The 22,024-nt window shown below is 41.5% G+C and carries 19 protein-coding genes; 9 read left to right on the plus strand and 10 right to left on the minus strand.

Annotated features, from left to right (window positions below; genetic code table 11):
* The first annotated feature begins 11 nt into the window (after nucleotides 1–11).
* Nucleotides 12–1,199 carry a class I SAM-dependent rRNA methyltransferase gene (locus tag HUW51_RS21680; protein ID WP_185271691.1) on the plus strand — a complete coding sequence of 396 codons (1,188 nt, stop codon included), beginning with the start codon at nucleotides 12–14 and terminating at the stop codon, nucleotides 1,197–1,199.
* 248 nt (nucleotides 1,200–1,447) lie between these two features.
* Here the strand turns inward: HUW51_RS21680 and HUW51_RS21685 are convergent, their stop codons facing one another.
* Nucleotides 1,448–1,918, minus strand: coding sequence for an SRPBCC family protein (locus HUW51_RS21685; RefSeq protein WP_185271692.1), 471 nt, complete (start codon nucleotides 1,916–1,918; stop codon nucleotides 1,448–1,450).
* Between the two features lie 288 nt (nucleotides 1,919–2,206).
* Between HUW51_RS21685 and HUW51_RS21690 the strand changes: the two genes are divergently transcribed.
* Both HUW51_RS21690 and HUW51_RS21695 read left to right on the plus strand, forming a co-directional pair.
* Nucleotides 2,207–2,899 carry a DUF421 domain-containing protein gene (locus tag HUW51_RS21690; protein WP_185271693.1) on the plus strand — a complete coding sequence of 231 codons (693 nt, stop codon included), beginning with the start codon at nucleotides 2,207–2,209 and terminating at the stop codon, nucleotides 2,897–2,899.
* A gap of 24 nt (nucleotides 2,900–2,923) precedes the next feature.
* Nucleotides 2,924–3,616: a DUF421 domain-containing protein gene (locus HUW51_RS21695; protein WP_185271694.1), complete on the plus strand. Its 693-nt coding sequence runs from the start codon at nucleotides 2,924–2,926 to the stop codon at nucleotides 3,614–3,616.
* Between the two features lie 150 nt (nucleotides 3,617–3,766).
* Here the strand turns inward: HUW51_RS21695 and HUW51_RS21700 are convergent, their stop codons facing one another.
* The 4 genes from HUW51_RS21700 to HUW51_RS21715 form a co-directional block, all read right to left on the minus strand.
* Nucleotides 3,767–5,020, minus strand: a complete 1,254-nt coding sequence (locus HUW51_RS21700) for a polysaccharide lyase (RefSeq protein WP_185271695.1) — start codon at nucleotides 5,018–5,020, stop codon at nucleotides 3,767–3,769.
* Between the two features lie 1,012 nt (nucleotides 5,021–6,032).
* Nucleotides 6,033–7,160, minus strand: a complete 1,128-nt coding sequence (locus HUW51_RS21705) for an MFS transporter (protein WP_185271696.1) — start codon at nucleotides 7,158–7,160, stop codon at nucleotides 6,033–6,035.
* Nucleotides 7,161–7,171: 11 nt separating this feature from the next.
* Nucleotides 7,172–7,966, minus strand: a complete 795-nt coding sequence (locus HUW51_RS21710) for a thymidylate synthase (RefSeq protein ID WP_185271697.1) — start codon at nucleotides 7,964–7,966, stop codon at nucleotides 7,172–7,174.
* A gap of 304 nt (nucleotides 7,967–8,270) precedes the next feature.
* The gene (locus HUW51_RS21715; RefSeq protein WP_185271698.1) at nucleotides 8,271–8,537 is read right to left on the minus strand and encodes a hypothetical protein; all 267 of its coding nucleotides are present in this window, start codon (nucleotides 8,535–8,537) and stop codon (nucleotides 8,271–8,273) included.
* A gap of 59 nt (nucleotides 8,538–8,596) precedes the next feature.
* Between HUW51_RS21715 and HUW51_RS21720 the strand changes: the two genes are divergently transcribed.
* The 4 genes from HUW51_RS21720 to HUW51_RS21735 all read left to right on the plus strand — a co-directional run bounded on the left by HUW51_RS21720 (nucleotide 8,597) and on the right by HUW51_RS21735 (nucleotide 14,401).
* A complete protein-coding gene (locus tag HUW51_RS21720) occupies nucleotides 8,597–10,936 on the plus strand; it encodes an efflux RND transporter permease subunit (RefSeq protein WP_228466818.1) in 2,340 nt (779 codons plus the stop codon).
* Nucleotides 10,937–11,127: 191 nt separating this feature from the next.
* Complete coding sequence (locus tag HUW51_RS21725; RefSeq protein ID WP_185271699.1) at nucleotides 11,128–11,685, plus strand: hypothetical protein; 558 nt, start codon at nucleotides 11,128–11,130, stop codon at nucleotides 11,683–11,685.
* A gap of 170 nt (nucleotides 11,686–11,855) precedes the next feature.
* Nucleotides 11,856–13,817: an AAA domain-containing protein gene (locus HUW51_RS21730; protein ID WP_185271700.1), complete on the plus strand. Its 1,962-nt coding sequence runs from the start codon at nucleotides 11,856–11,858 to the stop codon at nucleotides 13,815–13,817.
* Nucleotides 13,818–13,888: 71 nt separating this feature from the next.
* On the plus strand, nucleotides 13,889–14,401 hold the full coding sequence (locus tag HUW51_RS21735; protein WP_185271701.1) for an FKBP-type peptidyl-prolyl cis-trans isomerase: 513 nt from the start codon (nucleotides 13,889–13,891) through the stop codon (nucleotides 14,399–14,401).
* Nucleotides 14,402–14,974: 573 nt separating this feature from the next.
* Here the strand turns inward: HUW51_RS21735 and HUW51_RS21740 are convergent.
* A complete protein-coding gene (locus tag HUW51_RS21740; RefSeq protein WP_185271702.1) occupies nucleotides 14,975–15,553 on the minus strand; it encodes an acyl carrier protein phosphodiesterase in 579 nt (192 codons plus the stop codon).
* 171 nt (nucleotides 15,554–15,724) lie between these two features.
* Between HUW51_RS21740 and HUW51_RS21745 the strand changes: the two genes are divergently transcribed.
* On the plus strand, nucleotides 15,725–16,219 hold the full coding sequence (locus tag HUW51_RS21745; protein WP_185271703.1) for a pyridoxamine 5'-phosphate oxidase family protein: 495 nt from the start codon (nucleotides 15,725–15,727) through the stop codon (nucleotides 16,217–16,219).
* A 74-nt stretch (nucleotides 16,220–16,293) separates the two neighbouring features.
* Nucleotides 16,294–17,031: a spheroidene monooxygenase gene (locus tag HUW51_RS21750; protein ID WP_185271704.1), complete on the plus strand. Its 738-nt coding sequence runs from the start codon at nucleotides 16,294–16,296 to the stop codon at nucleotides 17,029–17,031.
* Nucleotides 17,032–17,128: 97 nt separating this feature from the next.
* Here the strand turns inward: HUW51_RS21750 and HUW51_RS21755 are convergent, their stop codons facing one another.
* The 4 genes from HUW51_RS21755 to HUW51_RS21770 form a co-directional block, all read right to left on the minus strand.
* Nucleotides 17,129–17,428: an SH3 domain-containing protein gene (locus tag HUW51_RS21755; RefSeq protein ID WP_185271705.1), complete on the minus strand. Its 300-nt coding sequence runs from the start codon at nucleotides 17,426–17,428 to the stop codon at nucleotides 17,129–17,131.
* 401 nt (nucleotides 17,429–17,829) lie between these two features.
* Nucleotides 17,830–18,507 (minus strand): hypothetical protein, encoded by a 678-nt coding sequence (locus HUW51_RS21760; RefSeq protein WP_185271706.1) that lies wholly within the window; start codon nucleotides 18,505–18,507, stop codon nucleotides 17,830–17,832.
* Between the two features lie 150 nt (nucleotides 18,508–18,657).
* Nucleotides 18,658–19,290 (minus strand): hypothetical protein, encoded by a 633-nt coding sequence (locus HUW51_RS21765; RefSeq protein ID WP_185271707.1) that lies wholly within the window; start codon nucleotides 19,288–19,290, stop codon nucleotides 18,658–18,660.
* An 88-nt stretch (nucleotides 19,291–19,378) separates the two neighbouring features.
* A complete protein-coding gene (locus HUW51_RS21770) occupies nucleotides 19,379–21,712 on the minus strand; it encodes a penicillin-binding protein 1A (protein WP_185271708.1) in 2,334 nt (777 codons plus the stop codon).
* Between the last annotated feature and the right edge of the window lie 312 nt (nucleotides 21,713–22,024).

Here is a 22,024-nt window from a genome sequence, read left to right on the forward strand (position 1 = left end):
GGAGCATTTTCATGACCGAACGGACAAAAATAATTTTACATGCCGGCAAAGAACAATCTTTAAAGCGGTTTCACCCCTGGGTTTTTTCGGGAGCCATTAAAAAAGTTACAGGAGAACCGCTGGATGGCGACACCGTAGAGGTTTATTCGAGCCGGAACGAGTTTTTAGGCGTGGGTCATTATCAGAAAGGTTCTATTACAGTTCGGATTATTTCTTTTGAACCTACTCCTGCCGATGCCGCCTTTTGGCGGAACAAAATCCAGCAGGCATATAATTACCGGCAGGTTTTAGGCTTTATTAACAACCCCAACACCAACGTTTACCGCCTGGTTTTTGCCGAAGGCGATGGTTTGCCCGGTTTAATAATTGATGTTTACGGCGATACCGCCGTGATGCAGGCGCACAGTTTAGGCATGTACCAGGCGAAACAACTTATTGCGCTGGCTTTGCAGGAAGTTTATGGTCCGGCTTTAAAAGCTATTTACGATAAAAGCGCCGAAACTTTGCATTTACAAGCTACCGATGCTCCTTTAAACAGCTACTTATTGGGCAGCGGCGAAGAAGCCCAAATTGTAACCGAAAACAATAATCAGTTTTACGTAGATTGGATTACCGGGCAGAAAACCGGCTTTTTTATAGATCAACGCGAAAACCGGCAATTGCTGGCCACCTACGCGCCGGGCAAATCGGTACTCAATACGTTTTGTTATACCGGCGGATTTTCGGTGTACGCGTTAAATGCCGGGGCTACGCTGGTACATTCCGTGGACAGTTCTAAAAAAGCGATTGAACTTACAGATCGTAACGCTGCTTTAAACCAGGCCGGCGACCGCCACGCTTCTTTTGCGGTAGATACCTTTAGTTTTTTTAAAAATCAGCCGCAGCCTTACGATATTATTATACTGGACCCACCTGCATTCGCCAAACACCACAACGTGCGCCACAATGCCGTAATGGGCTATAAACGCTTAAACGCCGAAGCTTTAAAACAGATAAAACCGGGTGGAATGTTGTTTACTTTTTCGTGTTCGCAGGCCGTAGACCGGTACTTGTTTAACAACACCATTATGGCTGCCGCTATTGAAGCTGGCCGCAATATTAAAATTATGCACCACCTCTCCCAACCTGCCGACCACCCGGTATCTATTTACCACCCGGAAGGCGAATACCTTAAAGGTTTGGTATTGTTTGTAGAATAAAGTAATGTAAAATCAGTTTGAAAAATTGCAGTTGTAAGATTGGAAAGTTGAATATTGGGATTAAATTTTAAGAAATTCTTGTAAGCCAATAAACAGCTCTAGGATAGGTTCTAATTTTTCGTGCTTTTAGCTTTTTAAAGGTAAATGCTGGAAAAATAGCAAATGAAAAAGGTTGAAAATCAGAATTTTTTAAATTTTAAAATTCTAAACTTTAACTTTCCAACTTTGAACCTTTCAACCTTCCAACCTTATCCCCCAAACCGGCCGAATTTTTTTTCTAAAACCTGGTTGCGATAAGCAAAAATACCTTCTAGTTGTTTTTTAACGAATAAGCCATGAACCAGATCCCCTAATGGCCCGAATGGTAATTTGTAATGTACTTGGTCCCGCATTTCTACGCCCCCGGGTATTTCTTTAAAAAAATGAGTGTGGTGCCATAAGGTATAAGGGCCAAAGCGCTGCTCATCCACGAAATATTTTTTATCGGCTACGTGGGTAATTTCGGTCATCCAGAAAAGCTTAATGCCGAGCAATGGTTTTACGTAGTAAGTTATAATTTGCCCCGGGTACATTTTCACTGAGTCAGAATTACTCAAAACTTCAAAACCCATGTACGACGGCGTAATTTCGGCCAGATTATCCGGCGACGAAAAATAATCCCAGGCCAAATCTAAACTAATCGGTAACTTCTGGACGCGTTTTAAAACGTAGTGGCTCATGCCGGTTAAAATTATTTTATTATTATATCTGCTATTCTGCTTACCTCAACCAACAGCCAACAGATAAGTTTTAAATTTTTAAAAAAGCTTTTTAAAAACCTGTTAAAAACCTTACTATAAATCTTTTGCAAGCAAATACCTGAATAAGAGATTTGCATGTAAAATCTGGTTTATTTAAAAATTGCGTAATAATCGGGTATTTTGTTGCGGCTGGCCGCAAAGTTTTCCGTATTTATCTTTAATTTTTATTCATAACCTCTTCTGTACCAACGCGTATTTTGGATAGCTATGAAAAAAGAGGAGATTTTTTTAGGAGACTGGCAACGGCTATTGTTGGGTAACACCCCCTGGGAGTTTATGCTGGAGGTTTTTATCCGGACTATTATTGTGTACATCGCGGTTCTGATTACCTGGCGTCTGCTTGGTAAACGGATGAACGCCCAGTTAACCATTACTGAACTGGCTGTTATGATTACTTTAGGAGGTATCGCCTCTGTGCCCATGCAATTGCCCGACCGGGGAGTTTTACTGGGAATACTCGGTTTAGCTTGCGCTATTATTTTTCAGAGGGGTTATAATTTGCTCACCTTAAAATTCCGGAAAGCGGAACTTGTAGCTTACGGCGATGTGGCTTTACTGGTGAAGGATGGCGTGCTGCAACTCAATCAAATGCAGGAGTACAATATCTCGAAAGAGCAGGTTTTCGCGGGCCTGCGTTCTCAAAAAATCCAGCATTTAGGCGAAGTAAAACGCTTATACCTCGAGTCGTCGGGTTTATTCAGCATTTTTAAGCAAGATAATCCGCAACCCGGTTTATCGGTATTGCCCGAAAAGGATGAACCCGTACACCAAACCGAGACGCACGATCAAACTTTTGCTGCTTGTTTGCATTGTGGTAACATTGTAAAACAACCCGAATTAAAAAATCAGGCTTGCCCTAATTGCCAGGAGACGAACTGGACCTACGCCGTAGCCGCCTAAAATTTAAAGTTTTAAAAATTATAGATGAAACCCGAAGATATTCATATAACCGACTATATGCGCATACTCCTGGGCGAAGTGCCCTGGAGTTTTTTGATTGAAGTTTTATTCCGGGTATTTTTTATGTACCTGGTGCTAACTTTGGCTATGCGGGTTATGGGCAAACGTATGGCAGCCCGTTTAAGCCGTTCCGAAATGGCCGCCTTGGTATCGCTGGCCGCCGCTAACGGGGTGGCTATTCTGGCACCAGACCGGGGTTTATTGCCGGTACTCATTATAGCGGTCGTTATTATTGGCTTTCAGAAATTTATTGCCTGGCGCACGTATAACAATCCCCGAATGGAACAATACGCCATGGGCGATTTAGATGTGTTGGTAAAAGATGGCGTATTGCAGTTAGAATGCCTGCAGCATTGCCGTATGAGCCAGGAACAGGTTTTTGCCCAATGCCGTTTTGAGCAAATAGATAACCTGGGTAAAGTAAAACGTGCCTACCTGGAAGCCAACGGTGCCTTTACTATTTTAAAAAACCAGGAGAAAAAGGCGGGGCTTTCTATTTTGCCAAACTGGGATAAAGAATTTAAAGATACCCAACAAGTAGCCGCTAATACTTACGCTTGTTGTAATTGTGGCTATACGGTGCCCAACTTAAAACAAGCCCAAAATCCGTGTCCGGTTTGCCAGGAAAATGAATGGAACGAAGCAGTAATCTCTTAAAATTTAATAATAGTTAATTGCATCATAAAGCCACAAAAAAAAGCCGGTGAAGCTTAATAGGTAACATGTACCTGCTTTAGCCCCACCGGTTTTTTAGTTGATTGGTGTTTGGTGTTGTAAGTAAGAGTAAAATTTAAAATTTTTAAAAATTTAATTTTGCACACTAAAGCTAATGGTAGTAACGATACCAGCCGCCGAAGTTGCTTTTAAAGTATATTTTCCTACTGCTGGTACCCACGCTTTGTAATCGCCGTTGGTATCGCCGAATATAGCATATGGTGCTGTTCCTTCGTTGCGGCTGTAGGTCTTTGCGCCAGACAGGTTAAATACTACTGCGCCATTGTTGTTATTAGTGTTAGCTCGTATATTTAAATTTTTAGTTGGTAATTTTGACAAACTTAAAACAGCCCCGTTAGTTAGCGTTTGTATAGGCTGATCACTATCGGCGTTCATTAAGGTAAAACTTTCCACTTTGTGGCTGGTGGTAGGTGTTTCGGGTTGAGGCTCTGGTTCAGGTTGTGGTTGCGGCGCAGGAACTGATGGAGTAGACGATAGACGAGGGGCCACGTCGTTATAAGTAGCATTGCCATCACCTACCCGCACATCATCTACGTAAGTAACGCGTTTCGAAACGCCATTCCAATTTCTTTTGTAAATTCCTATCTTTAAACGGGGTAGCTTAGCATCGTTATAACAGTTAGGACCGCGGTAATCAATCACTTTAACGCCATTTTTCCATACCTCTATTATACCATCTGATAAATAAGAAAACTTGATGTGGTATACCATATCTAACCATTTATCTTTCTCTACCGGACCAAGTTCAAAGTTTAATTTACCAGAACGCGTGCTGTTTGTATTTGTAGCTTGGGTGGCCCAGCAAACTACTAATTTTAACTGCCCTCTTATCACCGATAAGGCAATAGGAGGTGTACGGCCTTCTTCTTTCGAGTTATCGTTTGTTGGGTGCAATTGCGTAATAATGTCCCAACCTTCTGCCTCGGAGTCGGTTCCCCAGTTTGCTGAGGGCAAATACATACTCATCCCATACCACCGGTTATTGCCCGTTTCACTTTCGCGCCAAATCTCCGAGCGCACATTCGGGTCGCCGCTTCTTAGCTCAAACCGCATGGATTTACTCCCGGTTCTTGCCATAGAGGTGGTTTCGCTATACGCATGACCGGTAAAAATTTCTTTGCCAAAAACACTGGAAAGGGTTGGCTCTATTCTTTCTTCAACTAATAAGTTGCTTCTGCTTCCATCGGCGGAGGTTACATAGGCATCACTGGAGATAGCAGTACTAATTTTAGATACTTCTTCCGGCTCTAAGGATTCTACGGTTTCGCAACCAACACTTAATAAGGCCAATAAAGAAGTGGAAAAGAGTAGTAGTTTAGTTCTCATTCGATTGATTAAGGTTAGTAGTATAGAATAGGAAAATGCAAAATCTCAACTATATACACTTTATATTACAAAGAAAATCGATTAGCATAAAATTGCACAAGTAACAAATAAGCAAATTGAACAAAAAGCACCCAAAAAGTTATATAAAAGGCATTTTAAACTATTTACTTATGATTAATTATATAATTTAATTTATACCCTCTTATAATAACTGGAACTGATATACAAAAATATCATCTTCTATAATTATCAACTCACTAATTATATTTTAGCAAAATATTAGAAATATCCAGTATTTATAAAGATAAATTTAAATTATAACTGTTGCATTACTTAATACAAACTTGTTAATAATATGAATTCAAATATATGGGTATTGTTAAAAAGTGGATTAAAGTTATAACCAAAAATTTATTTAACAAGAGGTGCAACCAAAAATAATTTGTACTTAACTATAATATAAATCATCTAAAAGAGGCTATTCACGTCAAAAAAATTGTATTTTTCCTGCTTACCTATTCAATTAACATAATTATTCCCACCATTGCAAACCCTAAAATTTATAATTTTGCCAGCGCTTAGCTAATATTATGCCAAATACTAAAAATTTTATTAATCGTTAAAACAGAGTATATAGAAGTTATATATAAACAAGGTCGTATTTTGGAGTGTGTGGAATAATTCCACAGTTTGAGGAATTATTCTGCAGCTAAAATTTACCAGCTTTGCTTGGGCTTGCGTAAGCTCGTTTATTTTGTAGCAGATATAACAAAAACAAAATTGGATTTAAAAGAAGGGTACAATAAAGGTTTCGGGGTAAAAAATATTTTAAAATTTTTAAAATATTTTTTACCCCGAAAGGTATTCAAGGAAAAACAAGTGAACAGATCAGGGTAAATAAAAATGAGAAAGGCTAAATGGATAATCATTTAGCTCCTATTTTAACTGAAAAATTTACAGATTTAGGGTTTACGAATTTTCCATTTAAGAATTACATATGTTTAGCAGTATACTATAATTTGCTCCGAAAGCTTAAAAAGGTCATGAGAGCAAACAACACAGCTATAAAAAACAATGCTATTCGTAAGTTTTGCCAATCTGCCAGAAAGCCAATAACGGGTGGGCCAAATAAAAAACCGGCATAGCCTACCGTAGTTACCATAGATAAACCTACCCCGGGCGGCAAACCGGGAGCATTGCCAGCAATGCTATAGGTGATGGGCACTACTGTGGCCAAGCCAAATCCAACTATTAAAAAACCCACGATAATTAAATAAGGTACCGGAAAGGCTAAGGCAATGCCTAAACCTATGAATGAAATGAAGCCGCTGTAAAGCAATAATGTTTTGTCCCCTAACTTCTCCCGCACCCGGTCTCCTAAAAGTCGGCCAACGGTCATGGCTAACGAGAAGGCTGCTAAGGCCAAGGGAGCCAAGGCTTCATCCGCGTGGGCAATGTTTTCCATGTAATTAGAACTCCAATCGGCAATGGCTCCTTCACCGGTCATGCCGCAGAAGGCAATTACCCCAATGCCCAGTAAAGCTTTGCTGGGTAACCGAAAACCGGCCCCCTCTTCTTCCGTAGATTCCTGCGGTTGATCCCGGATTAAATAATGCGCGGCAAACAAAACCAATACAAAACAACCAAGTACCACGCTGAGCAAATGGCCGAATAGCGAAATAGCAAACTTGGCAAATAAAGCCCCACTACCCGCCCCCAGCATCATTCCTACGCTAAATAGCGCATGAAACGACGACATGATGGGTTTTTTAAATTTTTGCTCTACCAGCACGGCTTGGGCGTTCATAGCTACATCCAGCAAACCCGCCGATACACCCACAAAATAAAACAATATGCGTACCTGCCATACTTCGGGTAATAACGGAATAAAAGGCACCAACGCGCAAAAAGCAATGGCTCCGCACAGAGTAATGGTACGGCTGCTGCTTTTTTGAATGAGCCACCCCGTAAACGGCATCGAAGATATAGCCCCCATGGATACAAAGAGCAATACCAAACCCAACGATTGATTATCGAGGTGGTAAATTTCCTGCACGCGGGGCAAGCGGGCAATCCAGTTTGCGTAAATAAAGCCGTTAATCATAAAAATGATGTTAACGGCAAGCCGGTTAAATTTCATATTTCCGGCTTCTATACAGCAACAGGTGCCTTTATGGCCGGATGCGGATTATAATTTTCGAGTTTAAAATCAGCGTAAGTAAAATCAAAAATAGAGGTAACCGCCGGGTTCAGGTGCATTTGGGGCAGCGGTCGTGGCTCGCGGTTTAGCTGCAATTCGGCTTGCTCCAAATGGTTCAGGTACAAATGTGTATCCCCGCCAGTCCAGATAAATTCACCGGGTTCTAACTGGCAAACCTGGGCTACCATTAAGGTAAGTAAAGCGTACGAAGCAATGTTAAACGGCACACCCAAAAACACGTCGGCGCTGCGCTGGTACAATTGGCAGGATAATTTACCATCGGCTACGTAAAACTGAAAAAATGCGTGACATGGCGGCAACTTCATGTTATTTATTTCGGCCACGTTCCAGGCACTTACAATTAACCGGCGCGAATCGGGGTTGGCTTTTATCTGATTAATTACCTGTGTAATCTGGTCGATGTGTCCGCCATCCGGTGTGGGCCAGCAGCGCCACTGCGAGCCGTATACCGGACCTAAATTGCCGTTTTCATCGGCCCATTCGTCCCAGATAGATACGCCATTATCTTTTAAATACTTGATATTCGTATCGCCTTTTAAAAACCACAACAACTCATGAATTATAGACTTGAGGTGCACCTTTTTAGTAGTAACCAACGGAAAACCATCGGTCAGATTAAAGCGCATCTGATACCCAAAAACGCTTAAAGTACCCGTACCGGTACGGTCTTTTTTCTTGGTACCCGTATTTATAATATGATTCAGGAGGTGGAGGTATTGCTGCATAAATTTACGTTGGCGAATAAAAAAACAGGCTTTTATAAGAAATTGGCGGTTTAAGATAAGATCAAAATTTAAAAATTTTAAAAATCTACTATTTCTCTGTTGTTATCTTCCTAATACCTGATTCGTCAAAAATAAAAAAGTCCGCTTACAAAAGCAGACTTTCCAGAATTTAATATTTTTAAAATTTTTATTCACTCACAGCTTCCGCCTAAAGTATTTAACTTAACCGTTGCTTGGTTTAGCCTAATAGAAATCAGGAAAGAATATCACATTAGCTTTTATCCTGCTTCTAGTCCTAAAGAAACTAAGATTTTCTGCTGCAGTTGCTAAATACATATTCTACTTTAGCGTTACAAATCCCGCTTTTCACAGTAGTTGTTTTTTCCGGAGCAACGCATACCTTATTAGCTGGTTTTACCTGATGGCTTGGCTTAGGCGCTATTTTGGTACTAACCGCCGGTTCCGGCAAATCGGCGAAGGATACTGTATTCACCAGCAAAGAGCCTTTTAAAGAAGAATTACCCGAATACGCTATCATAGAGCATACAAGGGCAAGAACAATTTTTTTCATGACGATAGTGGTTAAAAAATCAAACAATGAGGATTTAAATTGGGTTACTTACCTTTGTAATGGGTTCTATTGGGGAACGCCAAACCCGGGCGTTATATTTTGAAATGCTATATAAAAAATTAAGTTATTTTGTTCTTACTCTTATTACGCTAATTACCTGCCTTAGTGTATTTTATACTACCCGGTTACGGTTTGATTATAACTTCGATCACTTTTTTCCCCGCCATGATCCGGATTTAGATTTTTATTTACAATACCGCGAAAAATTTGGTAACGATAACGATTACCTATTGCTGGGCATCACCGCTGAAAAATCCATTTTTAATCAAACGTTTTTATCTAAAATTGATTCTTTAACCAAACAAATCGCTAAAATCCGGCACGTGGAGCAGGTGCAATCGCCCACTACCCTACGCAGCCCCATTATCGAAACTTTTGGCTTGTTTGAAGTACCCTACTTGCACACAAACGAACCCGGGCGGTATTTACAGGACAGCCTTACTATTTACCAGGAGCCCGGATTAGTAGGTACCCTTTTCTCGCCGGATGCAAAATCGGTTTCGTTGCTGATTCAAACTTCGCCGAACTTAACTAAACTCCCCAGCGATTCGTTGCTGGTTACGCTTAAGCACAACCTACACACGCTCGGTTTACCTAACTACCACATTGCCGGCAAAGCGGTGGCACAATCTATTTTCGTAGACCGGATGCGCTACGAGCTGGCTTTGTTTATGTCTATATCCATTGTAATGGTGGTTATTTTTCTGTACATCACTTTCCGGACGTGGTGGGGCGTGGTAATGCCTTTGCTGGTAGTTTTAATTTCTATTTGCTGGTCGATGGGCTTAATGGGTTTCACCAACACCACCATTGATTTAATGACCATGCTTTTACCAACCATCATGTTTGTGGTGGGCATGTCGGACTCGGTGCATATTTTAACCCAGTACGTAACCGAAATAGCCGAAGGGAAACCCAAAAATCAGGCGATTATTACTACGGTAAAAGACGTGGGTTTAGCTACTTTTATTACAGCCATTACCACAGCCATTGGCTTTTTTACGTTACTTACCGCCGATATTGGCCCCATCCGCAATTTTGGGGCTTTTACGGGCGTGGCGGTTATTGTGGCTTACGTACTTTCCATGACCATGCTGCCGGCCATGATGCTGCTAATGCCGCTACCACCCCGTACAGCCCCCAAAAAAGAAGCACTCACCTGGCCTTTTTTACTGCGGCGTTTGCTGTTGTTTGTGTTTCGGTTCCGGACTCAAATACTAGTCGCCATTAGTCTGATTATCGTGGGTGCGGTATATTGCCTTACCCTAATCCGGATTGATACTACTTTATTGGATGACTTATCGGATAATGACCCGGTAAAGCTGGATTTTAAATATTTTGAAGAAAACTTTGCCGGCGTGCGCCCTTTTGAGCTGTTCTTAAAAGCCGGCCCGAACCAAACCCTTTATAGTTTGCCGGTTCTTCGGGAAATAGAAGAAATAGAGCAATATCTGGGTAACACCTACGGGTTAAATTTTATTTTGTCGCCGGTTACGGTAGTAAAAACTTTAAACAAGGCCGTAAATGGCGGTTCTCCCGGCTTTTATAAATTACCCGCTACTGAGGCCCAATGGCGTAAACTACAACAGCAATTAAAATTTTTTAAAAAAAGGCCCGAACTCACCCGGTTAGTAAGCACCGATTTAAAAGAAGGCCGATTGAGTGGCAAAATGGGGGATATTGGCAGCGCCAAAGCGACTAAGTTAAACAACCAGTTCCGGGAATTTATGCAAAAACAAACCAACCCGGCTTTGCTAAAAACTCACCTTACCGGCAGCTCAGTGTTACTGGATAAAAACAACGATACCCTCACCCGAGACTTAATGGAAGGTTTGCTGCTCGATATATTATTCATTGGAGCCATTGTGGGCTTTATGTTCCGCTCCTGGAAGATGATTGTCATTACTTTACTGCCCAATATTTTGCCCATTCTGTTAATCGGTGCTTTTATGGGTGTGGCAGATATTAACTTAAAAGTATCTACGTCCATTATTTTTACCATTGCTTTGGGCATTGCCATCGACGATACCATCCATTTTATCAGCAAACTCAAGCTGGAGTTACTCGCGGGTAAATCGTTGTACTACGCTGTAAAACGCACGTACTTAACTACCGGTAAAGCCGTAATTATTACGTCCTGTATTTTAATGGGCGGGTTTGGCACCTTAATTTTTTCGACGTTTGAAGGTACTTTTTACGTGGGCTTACTCATTAGTTTAACCTTATTATTTGCCGTACTCTCAGATTTACTGTTACTTCCTATTCTGGTGGTGTACTTCTTCCGGCCTAAAAGTAAACCTGTATCCCAATCTGCCGAAATGCCGGTGCCGTTATCTTAATTAAACTCAAGTAATGCTGATTCATAACTTCGACAAATTTTTAAAATTTTTACTTTTCAGAACAGTTAGCAATCCTATAAATACCAAGGCGGCTTAGTCCCGGAAGCGGGTAAGGTTGTAAGAAGGAAAACTTTTTGCCTATCTTTCCTGGCAAAACCAATGGTTCTCTCTACTTATTTATTAGTACTTGTATGTTAAAAAAAACTTTGCTGATTTCGCTTTTACTGGTTTTTAATTTTACCCTTCTGGCCCAAACCCAGGATAGCTTACGGACTTTACTGAGCCAGCGCGAACAATTAGTAAAAGACTATCAGTTTTATAATGCCCAGAACAGCAACTTTTGGGGCAAAAAATCAAAAAAAGACTTACTCCGGATTATAGATACCTTAAAAGGAATCATCCGGAAAGACTCGGAAATTATAAATACCATTAAAACTACTACCCTGCGCCAAGCCGCCACCTTAACCGTAGAACAAAACAAAGTAAGCGAGCAATTAAAAGACGATAAGGTAGCCGTAGCCAATACCATATACACCTTAAAAACCCAGATTGCCAATTTAGAAAATCTGCAAAAATCGCGGCAGCGGAAAATAAACGAATTAACCAGCCAGGCCGAGCAAGAGCGCAACAAAAGAATTGACCGGGATAAAATTATTGCTTTAACCGGTATGGGTTTATTGGCATTGCTATTATATACTTTAAACCTTCGCCGGAAACTGGCCGCCTACACCGGTAAAAAAAGGCGCTAAACCCTGAGCCTGAATTTTTCAAAAAACAGGGACATCTAACTTAACTGCTTACTTTAAAACAGCGAAACCTTTTGCCCCTAAAATTGATTATATAAGATGGTTTATAGTTTTTACCACTTACCTAAGCTACTGATTTTTAAAAAATTATTAGTAGCGAATTAAATAACTAAATGATAGACATTTTAGAAGAATTAAGGCGCACGCAAGCCTTACTCAAAATAGAGCAAGAAGAAGACTTAAATCAGTATAAGTTAAAAAGTACCCGTAGCCCCATTAGCGAAAGAAAAGAAAATGGTTTGTGCTGGTATCCCATTGTTATTACTAAAACCGAAATTGGCTTTGGCAGTAAAGTAGTGGTGGAACTGGAACGCACCCAGGGTAAAGATCAACTGCATTTATTTCAGACGGGCAAAGCCGCCCAGATTTTTTCCAATGCTTCGGGGGCGCAAGGCCACGACGGACAAGTACTTACGGGTGTAATTACCAGCTTAAAGCGAAATAAACTCACGCTTGCTACCACCAAAGAAGATTTACCCGATTGGATCGACGAAGGAAAATTGGGCATTGACTTAACCTTCGACGAGATGAGTTACCGCGAAATGGAAATTGCCTTGCGCAAGGTAATGGACGCGGAAAAAAGCCGCTTAGCCCAGTTGCGGGACATTGTATTGGGGTTGGAACCGGCCCGTTTCCGGGAAAACAAAGGCTACCTACCGATTCCGGAATTAAACGAATCGCAAAACCAAGCGGTACAAAATATCGAACTGGCTAAAGACGTAGCCATTATTCACGGACCGCCGGGCACCGGCAAAACTACTACCCTGGTGCAAGCCATTATGCGCACTTTACAAAGCGAACGCCGCTTGTTGGTGTGCGCGCCCAGCAACACCGCCGTCGACTTACTTATCGAAAAACTAGCCGCTCAGGATATCAACGTTATCCGGATTGGAAACCCTTCGCGGGTGTCGGATTTGCTCTTGGAACATACCCTGGATGCCCAGATTATGGCGCATCGGGATTATAAAAACATTAAACTGCTGCGCAAAAATGCCGAAGAGTACAAATCCATGGCTTTTCAGTTTAAGCGCAAGTTTGGCTGGGAAGAACGGGAACAGCGTCGCTTAATGAAAGAAGAAAGCCGCCGCATGCTGCAGGAAGCCGAAAACCTGGAACGGTATATTATTGAAGATTTGCTCGACCGGGTGCAGGTAATTACCTGTACGCTGGTAGGTTCGGCTAACCGGGTAATCCGGCATTTAACCTACGACACGGTATTTATCGACGAAGCGGCGCAGGCCCTGGAACCGGCATGTTGGATCCCCATCACGCGGGCTAACCGGGTTATTCTGGCGGGCGATCATTGCCAGCTACCTCCTACCGTAAAATCCCTGGAAGCAGATAAAAAAGGTTTAAGCAAAACTTTGTTCGAGAAGTGCATCGAGCGGCAACCTGAGGTAGCCGTAATGTTAAAAACGCAATACCGCATGCACGAGCAAATTATGAGTTTCTCGAACCAACAATTTTACGGGGGCGAATTAACGGCCCACGATAGTGTAGCCGCGGCCGACCTGGAAGCTTTTCACGAGATATTCGCGGGTAATTTAGCTGTAGAGTTTATTGATACCGCCGGTTGCGGCTTTACCGAAAAAGCTTTTTTCGAAAGTTCCAGCGTGGCTAACCCCGAAGAAGCGGATTTATTGTTGCAGCATATTCTACATTTACTTAAAGATTACGATGTAACCCAAATGCCGGAGCACCCTTTAAAAATCGGCATTATTTCGCCATACCGGGCTCAAATTAATTACTTAAAAGACGAAATGGAGCACCAGCCGCAATTAGCTGATTTGCAAAACCGGCGCTTGTTATCGGTAGGTACTGTTGATTCTTTTCAGGGACAAGAGCGTGATATTATTTACATCAGCATGGTACGTAGCAACGATGCGGGTGAAATTGGCTTTTTAGCGGACATCCGGCGCATGAATGTGGCCATGACCCGCGCCCGGAAAAAACTGGTTATTGTGGGCGACAGCGCTACCTTAACCCGGCACCCTTTTTACACCGATTTTTTAAATTATACCGAAAGCATTGGTGCATATAAAAGTGCCTGGGAGCTGACCCATATTTCAGAATAGCCGTATACCCAAAATTAATCTGGTAAGCTTAATTATATTCTTACCTTTGTTCACCTAAACTCAAACGATATATGAAAATCAGCAATAATACCGTAGTGTCGCTCACCTACGACCTTAGCGTAATAGACGAAAACGGCCAAAAGAGCCACGTAGAAACTGCCGGCAACGACAACCCTATGGTTTTTCTGTACGGTGTTAGCGGTTTGCCCGACAAATTTGAAGAACATCTCAACGGTTTGGAAGAAGGCGCTACTTTTTCTTTTTCGCTGGAATCAGAAGATGGCTACGGTGACTACGACGAGAACGCGCTGGTAAATATTCCGAAAAATGTTTTTGAGGTAGATGGCGCTATTCCGGATGGCATGTTGGAACCCGGCAACTTTATACCGATGGCCGACAGCGAAGGCAATCAAATGCAAGGCCAGGTAGTGGAAGTAGGCGATGAGGAAGTACAAATGGATTTTAACCACCCTTTAGCGGGCAAAACCATGCACTTCGATGGCAAAGTGGTAGGTGTGCGCGAAGCTACTAAAGAAGAATTAGCGCACGGTCACGTTCACGGCGAACACGGTCATCATCATTAATCTAGATCAAAATTTATTAAAATTTAAAGCGGGAAATACCATCCCGCTTTTTTTATGAGTTATTTGGAATAATGTTCACTGGTTTGCAAAGCTTAACTGGTTGTTAGCAGGTTATCGTTCGAGCTTTTACCTACTATGGCGCGGAAGTTACTTCCGTGACTTGCTATTTGAGCGGTAAATTCTCGTTTGCATAGCTGCTGATGTTGCTTTATTGTTGAGTGGAGTTGTTTCATTGTTAAGGTCTGATTCTTTTTGTCTTGACACAAAAAGAACAAAAAAAACGCAAGACGCTCAAAACTCGCTGAACAAAGGGACAGTTTAGCGTCAATGCTTGCACCTGGAACGGCTATCTGTTGCATAGTTGGCTAGCAGAATTTTAAATTTTAAAAGTTTTAAAATTTTATTCGTATATCTATTTTGTCCTTCAGAAGGAAACTTATTTGCTAGACGAGATTATTTTAAAATACAAGAAACCTAAAATACGACACACCTTTATTCTGATTGCATAGGTAGTTTACCCGAAAGCGCTCTTCCAATTACATGGCTAATAGTTCAGGTATAAACTCGATCAACCTAAACCATTGCCTGTTTAACATAATTTTGCAACTCCGGGAAAAATAGTTCAAAGTCCTGCTGGTATAATGGGTAATCTGTTTCCAGGGCTTGCGTAGCAGTAGCCATGTTGGAGGCAAAAGCGCTCCGGCGGCTTAACCCTTCCAGCGAAGCCTGGATTCCACTAATCTGGGCGTAGCGAAATAGCCAGTTTTGTTTAATCATGTAAGGTAGAAAATACTGCACCTCTGCGGGTAAGTAGGGCTCAAATTTTTGCACGGTGGCATAAACCAGCAACGTAAATTCCAGCAAAGGAGTAGCGCTAAACCGATTAAAATTGGCCGCCAGAAAATGATCGTAAAACATATCGGTAATTACGCCCGCAAACTTTCCGTAACCGGGCCGTAGCCGGTCTTTGGTTCTTTTTACCACCGGATGCATGTCAGTAAAGGTATCTATAAGCCGGTGCAGCTCAATGCCTTTTTTAATTTCTTCGGGGTAAGCCTCTTTTTGCCGGCCTTTTACCGAATCCGCAATAAAATTACCGACCATAATTTCTTGGTTGGTACCGGACAAATACGCGTGGGCTAAAAAATTCAAATTTTTAAAATATACTTACCTGATAAACCATTTTACAGCCAATTGGTTAAAACTACAGAAAGTTATTGATGATGCTACTATTAGCCAGGTATAGACGCAGGATAAATACCCAAAAGAACTTTTCGGGTTGCGAATCGTACTGAAACAAACAAAATAAAACTGAATAGAACTATGGAAAATACGCCCAACCAGGATCTGGAAAAGCTTGTTGATTTAATTAAAGACATTAAAACGGCCATGTTTACCACCGCCGAAACCGATGGTACTTTGCGGAGCCGCCCCATGCGCACCCAGGAAGTAAAACCCGATGGTTTTCTTTGGTTTTTTAACGCCGAGGACTCTGCTAAAACGTACGAAATCCAACAAGACCGGCACGTGAATGTAAGTTACATGGACGATGCAAAAAATACCTATGTATCTGTATCCGGGAGAGCCCGCAACGTTAAGGACAAAGCCAAAATTGATGAACTCTGGCACGAACCGCTTAAAGCCTGGTTCCCGCAGGGAAAAGACGATCCAAATATTTCTTTGATTAAAGTTACTATTGACCAGGCCGAATACTGGGATGCCCCTTCCAGCACCCTGGTGCATTTATATGGTATGGTAAAAGCCACTATAACCGGTGAACCGGCCCACCCGGGAGAAAATAAGAAAATTAATTTGTAGCTTACCAAAACGAAAAGGGGCGATGATCGCTCCTTTTCGTTTTTAATAATATTAGGAAGTTAAAAATAGCTGTTTTGCTCGCACCACCTTTACCTGCCTCTTTTACCACATTAACTTTGTTTGGTTTAAAACCCGGGCAGGTTCGTTGGGGCTTAGCCCAGATGGGCACTTCTCCTCCCCTTCTTAAAAAAGTGCCGGGTTTAACATTTTTTAAATTATTGGGTAGTGGCCAGGGTCGGGTATTTTCTTTAAAACCAGATTTTAACCGGTATGGCTTGTTTGCTACCTGGCAAAACCCAGCCGCAGCTCAGGACTTTTTTAAAAATTCTGCTTTATTTCATGAATACCGGAAACATTGCCAGGAAACATGGACCGTTAACTTGCTGCCGTATAAAGCCCACGGTTTATGGGATGGGCTTAATCCTTTTCCGGAATTAATTAAAGAACCTGAGCCGGAACAACCTATTGCGGTACTAACCCGCGCTGCCATTAATTGGCGCGCTTTGCCGGCGTTTTGGAAAAACGGTACCTTAACCAGCCAGGCTCTTGAAAAAGCAACTGGGGTATTGGCCTCCATTGGTTTAGGCGAATTACCGTTTGTAAGGCAAGCAACTTTTAGCATTTGGCAAAATCAAAAACACATGCAGGCTTATGCCTACCAAAACCCGGCGCACCGGCAAGTAATGCAAAAAACCCGGACTGGCAAATGGTATAAAGAAGAACTGTTTGCGCGTTTTCAGGTATTAAGCTCCGAAGGAACCTGGAATGGCGTAAACCCCATGAAAGAAGTACTACTGGTTCCGGATTTTTAAATTCATTGCTTAAGGTTCCTTATATAAGAACTCGCTCCTAAAAAATAAAAAAGGTGAACTTACAGGTTCACCTTTTTAAATTTAAAAATTTAAAAAATCAGCGTTTAGCAATGGCCCGGGGTTCTGGTTTTTCTTTTAAATACGTTAACTCCGAATGTAAAACATAACCTACTTTATCGTTTACTTTAACCATGGTCCAGTAAGTGTTCCATTTACGGATTATTTCAACTCGGTCGTTGGTAGAGATAGCGTACAAGATGGGGGTGGAAGTACCGGCTTGCTGAAACATTTTAACGTTGTCGTTTTTTACTTGCACCACCATTGTTGGTTTGTTGTCCTTGGCCATGGCAAAGCCTAACTGAACAAATAACACGAAAGAAAGAATAAGCTTTTTCATAGTTTTATTATTTTAGTTTTTAGTTTTATTCTGCGATTAAATCAAGCCTAAATCCCTTGATCTCTTTAATCAGGTTTGCAACGGGTATGCCAAACCAGGAAAAAAGGCCTATACGGCTTAAAATCAATGTTTTTCAAGCTTTTAACTACTAAAAACTGTTCGCAAACGGACGCTAAACCGTCATTACTGTTCGGTAATAGCACAAAAAAGCTGCTCTACATTAAAAAAAAACAGCTTTACCGATGTTTAAAGCCGCTTTTTTACCAATCCAGATCCATTAGAAGAAATTTTAAAATTATTTTTTTAAATTTCTTCTAATGGTTAAACCCCAAATACTTAAAAGCAAAAGGCCATTCTTTATAAGAATGGCCTTCTAGCTACTAAAATGATGTTGCTTCAATCTACTGCATAATTTTGTTATAATGGCTTACAATCAACACCAGATCCCGGGCATTGTCGTAGTCTAGTTTATTCGCCGAAATAAACGCTTTCATTTCTTTACTTTTCTTGCCGAACAGATCTTCTAAATCGCGTTTAGGTTTGCGCAACGCAATTATGTTATTATCGGGAGTGTGCAGGTAAAATAGTTCCTGCACTTGTTCTACGTATCGGCCCATGGTGTTATAACCGTAAGGATCGTAATACCGGCCATAGCCCGCGTACATCGGGCCTGCGTTCATATTCCGGCGTACTATGGTTTCGCGTTTTACTAAACTGTAATTGCCATCGCTCAGTTGTTCAAAAAAAGCAGGCGCTTTGTAGTCGCTGTAATCATTCCCGCGGTTCCACATATAAGGTTTAAAAGTCTGGGAGAACCGACCATCTGATACCGTAAAACTTGCCACATTTACCGGTGCAAAAGCCTGGATCGAACCATCCGGACTGGTAACCCGCACAATATCTTCAGTGCGGTGGTAGGTTAAAGGGCCGCTTAAGGTATCACCGGAAGTTAAAACAACCCGGCCTTTCGGCCACTCCTGTATATCGACGCGTTGCGCCTGGCTATTTATAGAAATACAACTAAAACCTATGAGTAGAAAAATAAAAATTATTATTGATTTAGATACGCTTTTCATCATCGCACACTTGCATTAAAACCCCTTACAATACTCTATTATAACGATTTTAAAGCAAATTGTGACATAATTAATTGCATAATTTTAAACTAGAGCACTACCCAGATTATCTAAATTTAAAATTTTTAAAAATAAGGGCATTAAGTTATTTAATTATTCAATATTTGACCAATTGTGCCGATAATATGTGGGTAACGACTTCAGGATTAATATCGGCACTATTCCCTTTATTCCACATAAAAATTTTTCAACGGTTTTTATACCTATTATGCCCATCTTAAATGTATAGGTAATCTGCTGTGGGTGGGTTGGCACATGGCGGGGATGCATGGTTCTGATTTTTTCTACTCCTGCGTAGGCATTGTTTTCTAGGTAAAGGCCTACATAGCTGACATCCGCTCTCTTTTTGCGGATGATGATTTCGTAAGTTCCAGTTATACGATGCGATTCGTGGTAAACCGACAATGGTACAAAATGATTAATGAGCAGTAAAACCGATATAAAGGTTGGTACAATAAAGGCTACCCGAATTAGTAAATCTTGTTCGTACCTAAGGTTTAAAGCCCAAAAATATTTCTGAATAAATGGAATAAAAGTGAATAAAATGCCCGTAACCCATAGGGCTGCAATTTGCCAGGTACTTAAGACTACATAGGGCCAGATATACAGATAGGTTAGTGTAGTGCTAAACAAGCCTATTACTAAAATCCAGGCTACTATTTCCTTTACTATCCCATCTACCCGCACCGGTTTAGGTGCCAGCGACAAGTTGGTATTTGCTTCCAATAAATTATATAATTTAAATTAACAACTTCTATCATATCGAAGTAAAAATATATTAATTTAAATATATAAAAAGCCTATTTTAAAAAATTTAAATTCCGGTGGGTAAGCTGTCGTTTAATCTTTCTAATAATTGATCCGTCGACAAAGAGTCGGTTTTTGGGGCGGAGTACCGCGGCGTAGGGCAATAATAATTCTTCCGGATTTTAACAGTTGGTTTTGGAAAGCGGCCCATTTTATAACCTAGTTCTTTTTCTTTGTAGAGCTTTTCCATAAACAAGCCAAAAATAGGTAAAGCTGTTTTAGAACCTTCACCGGTAGCTGAGGTGCGGAAATGGATGCTGCGGTCTTCGCCGCCTACCCAAACGCCCGAAACTAAATCTTTGGTGATGCCCATGTACCAGCCATCCGAATAATTAGAGGTAGTACCGGTTTTTCCGCCAATTTCGTTGCCGTTTTTCCAGAGGTCGTACTCCCATAAAGCCTGCGACGTACCGCCGGGTTCTTCCATCCCTCCTTTTAACATGTGCACCATTAAAAAGGCCGTTTCTTCGCTGATAACTTTTTTCTGCCGTGGGCTAAACTGATGAATTACGTTGCCATTACGGTCTTCGATGCGGGTAACAAACATGGGGTCGCTCCGGAAACCATTATTCACGAAAGTAGCATAGGCGCTCACCATATCGTACACCGACACATCGCCCCCCGAGCCAAGGCCAATAGAAGGCACCGATTGCAAGGGCGTAGAAATGCCTAAGCGGTGGGCGTACTGCGCTACCCGGTCCCAGCCTACTTGCTCGGTTAGTTGCGCCGTAACTGAATTCACCGAACGCGCCATGGCTTGGCGCAAAGTCATGTTGATGCCCGTGTAGGAGCGCGTAACGTTATTGGGCTGCCACTCCATGGGCTTACCGTTCTCCACGTATTTAATGGTAATCCGCTCGTCGCGGATGCGGTCGCAGGGCGAGTAGCCATTATCAATGGCGGTTAAGTAAACAAAGGGTTTAAAGGTAGAACCTGCCTGTCGCTTGGCCTGACGCACGTGGTCGTATTTAAAATATTTAAAATTAATCCCTCCTACCCAAGCTTTAATTTGGCCGGTAAACGGGTCCATGGTCATCATGCCGGCGTGCAAGTACCGCTTATAAAAACGCAAAGAATCCAGCGGACTCAAAGTGGTGTCTTTTTCCCCTTGCCAGGTAAAAACCGTCATTTTACGGGGGGTATTCATTAGCTCGTTAATCTTCGCCTGGTCGTTGCCGTAAAGGCGTTTTAACTTGTGGTAGTATTCGGTGCGTTGCGCAATGGTTTCGATAAAATTGGGGATTTCCTGATCTTTCTCATCTACCCAAGGGTTTTTACCTTTCCAGTGCCGATTAAATTTCTTTTGCAAATCGCGCATTTTTTCTTCCACGGCTTGCTCGGCTAAGGCTTGCATGCGCGAATCAATGGTGGTGTAAATTTTTAAACCGCTGGTGTATATATTATACTTTTCGTAACCAACTTTCTTATTTTCTTCTTCGCACCATTTTTTAACGAAATCATTTACCGCTCCCCGGAAGTAAGTAGCTGGCCCTTCGTAGTGTTTTTCTACTTTATATTTCAGGGCTATAGGTAAAGCTTTTAAAGAATCGGCGGCGACTTTACTTACAATTTTATATTTGGCCATTTTGTCAATCACAAAATTGCGTTTAGCCAATGCATTTTTAGGATTAAACTTAGGGCTGTAGCGCGATGGTGCATTTACCAAACCCACCATCATGGCGGCTTCTTCGGGCTTTAAGCTATCCGGCGAGGTACTGAAAAAGGTTTTAGCCGCTACTTTTATCCCGTAAGAATTGGAGCCAAAATCCACGGTGTTCAGGTACATGGCCAAGATTTCTTCTTTGGTATAATTACGCTCGAGCTGCACCGCCAAAGTCCACTCCTTGGTTTTACTAATAACGGTATTCAGGACAGGAATATGACCTAAAGCCCCGCGGGAATCATCGGTACGGGTTTTATACAGGTTTTTGGCAAGCTGCTGGGTTATGGTACTGCCACCGCGTTTTTCGCCGCGTAAGGTAAAGTATAGAATCGAACCCAAAGCATGGGCATCGATGCCGGAGTGCTGGTAAAAACGAACATCTTCGGTAGCTACCAGGGTTTTTATAAGTAAAGGCGAAATTTTAGAATAAGGAACCGGGCTCCGGTTTTCGGTAAAGTACTTGCCAATTAATAAACCGTCGGTGGTATATAACTCGGAGGCAATTTCGCTACTGGGATTTTCTAATTTTTCTAAACCGGGCGAGGAGCCAAACAAATAAAGAAAATTTACCGAAACAAAAACTACGTAAATTACCAGCAAAGCGATACTTACCAGAAAACCCCGCCAGAGAAAATTAACAACCTTTTGGTAACCAGATTTATGTTGCTTTTCAGCCATTCTATCGAAACAAAATCAACAATAAGGAATGGAACCCTGCCATTCGCTAAAAAAACGGACGTAAATATACTTTATCCTGCTTACATAAAAGGCTATATTCCGGAAAAAATGCGGTTCAGCCTTACCTTGCCAATTAAATTAAGGCGGATGTATTTGCTTAAAATTTATTTTTGCTTAACGCTAAACTTAATGATTGATTATAAAACAAGTAACATTAAATTTTACTTTAGCCAGTTTATACGTTTCTAAAATTTTATTCAAAATCAAAGCTATTGCTGTTAAACAACGTTCATTTTTAAAAAATTTAAAATG

It is taken from the genome of Adhaeribacter swui (assembly GCF_014217805.1).
GTDB classification, from domain to species: Bacteria; Bacteroidota; Bacteroidia; order Cytophagales; family Hymenobacteraceae; genus Adhaeribacter; species Adhaeribacter swui.

Bases quoted from the DNA above. Each gene is read 5' to 3' on its own strand.
- HUW51_RS21680 (WP_185271691.1), top strand. From the start codon at position 12: ATGACCGAACGGACAAAAATAATTTTACATGCCGGCAAAGAACAATCT.
- HUW51_RS21770 (WP_185271708.1), bottom strand. From the start codon at position 21,712: ATGGCTGAAAAGCAACATAAATCTGGTTACCAAAAGGTTGTTAATTTT.
- HUW51_RS21720 (WP_228466818.1), top strand. From the start codon at position 8,597: ATGGGTTCTATTGGGGAACGCCAAACCCGGGCGTTATATTTTGAAATG.
- HUW51_RS21690 (WP_185271693.1), top strand. From the start codon at position 2,207: ATGAAAAAAGAGGAGATTTTTTTAGGAGACTGGCAACGGCTATTGTTG.
- HUW51_RS21755 (WP_185271705.1), bottom strand. From the start codon at position 17,428: ATGAAAAAGCTTATTCTTTCTTTCGTGTTATTTGTTCAGTTAGGCTTT.
- HUW51_RS21710 (WP_185271697.1), bottom strand. From the start codon at position 7,966: ATGCAGCAATACCTCCACCTCCTGAATCATATTATAAATACGGGTACC.
- HUW51_RS21705 (WP_185271696.1), bottom strand. From the start codon at position 7,160: ATGAAATTTAACCGGCTTGCCGTTAACATCATTTTTATGATTAACGGC.
- HUW51_RS21715 (WP_185271698.1), bottom strand. From the start codon at position 8,537: ATGAAAAAAATTGTTCTTGCCCTTGTATGCTCTATGATAGCGTATTCG.
- HUW51_RS21685 (WP_185271692.1), bottom strand. From the start codon at position 1,918: ATGAGCCACTACGTTTTAAAACGCGTCCAGAAGTTACCGATTAGTTTA.
- HUW51_RS21730 (WP_185271700.1), top strand. From the start codon at position 11,856: ATGATAGACATTTTAGAAGAATTAAGGCGCACGCAAGCCTTACTCAAA.
- HUW51_RS21725 (WP_185271699.1), top strand. From the start codon at position 11,128: ATGTTAAAAAAAACTTTGCTGATTTCGCTTTTACTGGTTTTTAATTTT.
- HUW51_RS21760 (WP_185271706.1), bottom strand. From the start codon at position 18,507: ATGATGAAAAGCGTATCTAAATCAATAATAATTTTTATTTTTCTACTC.
- HUW51_RS21745 (WP_185271703.1), top strand. From the start codon at position 15,725: ATGGAAAATACGCCCAACCAGGATCTGGAAAAGCTTGTTGATTTAATT.
- HUW51_RS21700 (WP_185271695.1), bottom strand. From the start codon at position 5,020: ATGAGAACTAAACTACTACTCTTTTCCACTTCTTTATTGGCCTTATTA.
- HUW51_RS21735 (WP_185271701.1), top strand. From the start codon at position 13,889: ATGAAAATCAGCAATAATACCGTAGTGTCGCTCACCTACGACCTTAGC.
- HUW51_RS21695 (WP_185271694.1), top strand. From the start codon at position 2,924: ATGAAACCCGAAGATATTCATATAACCGACTATATGCGCATACTCCTG.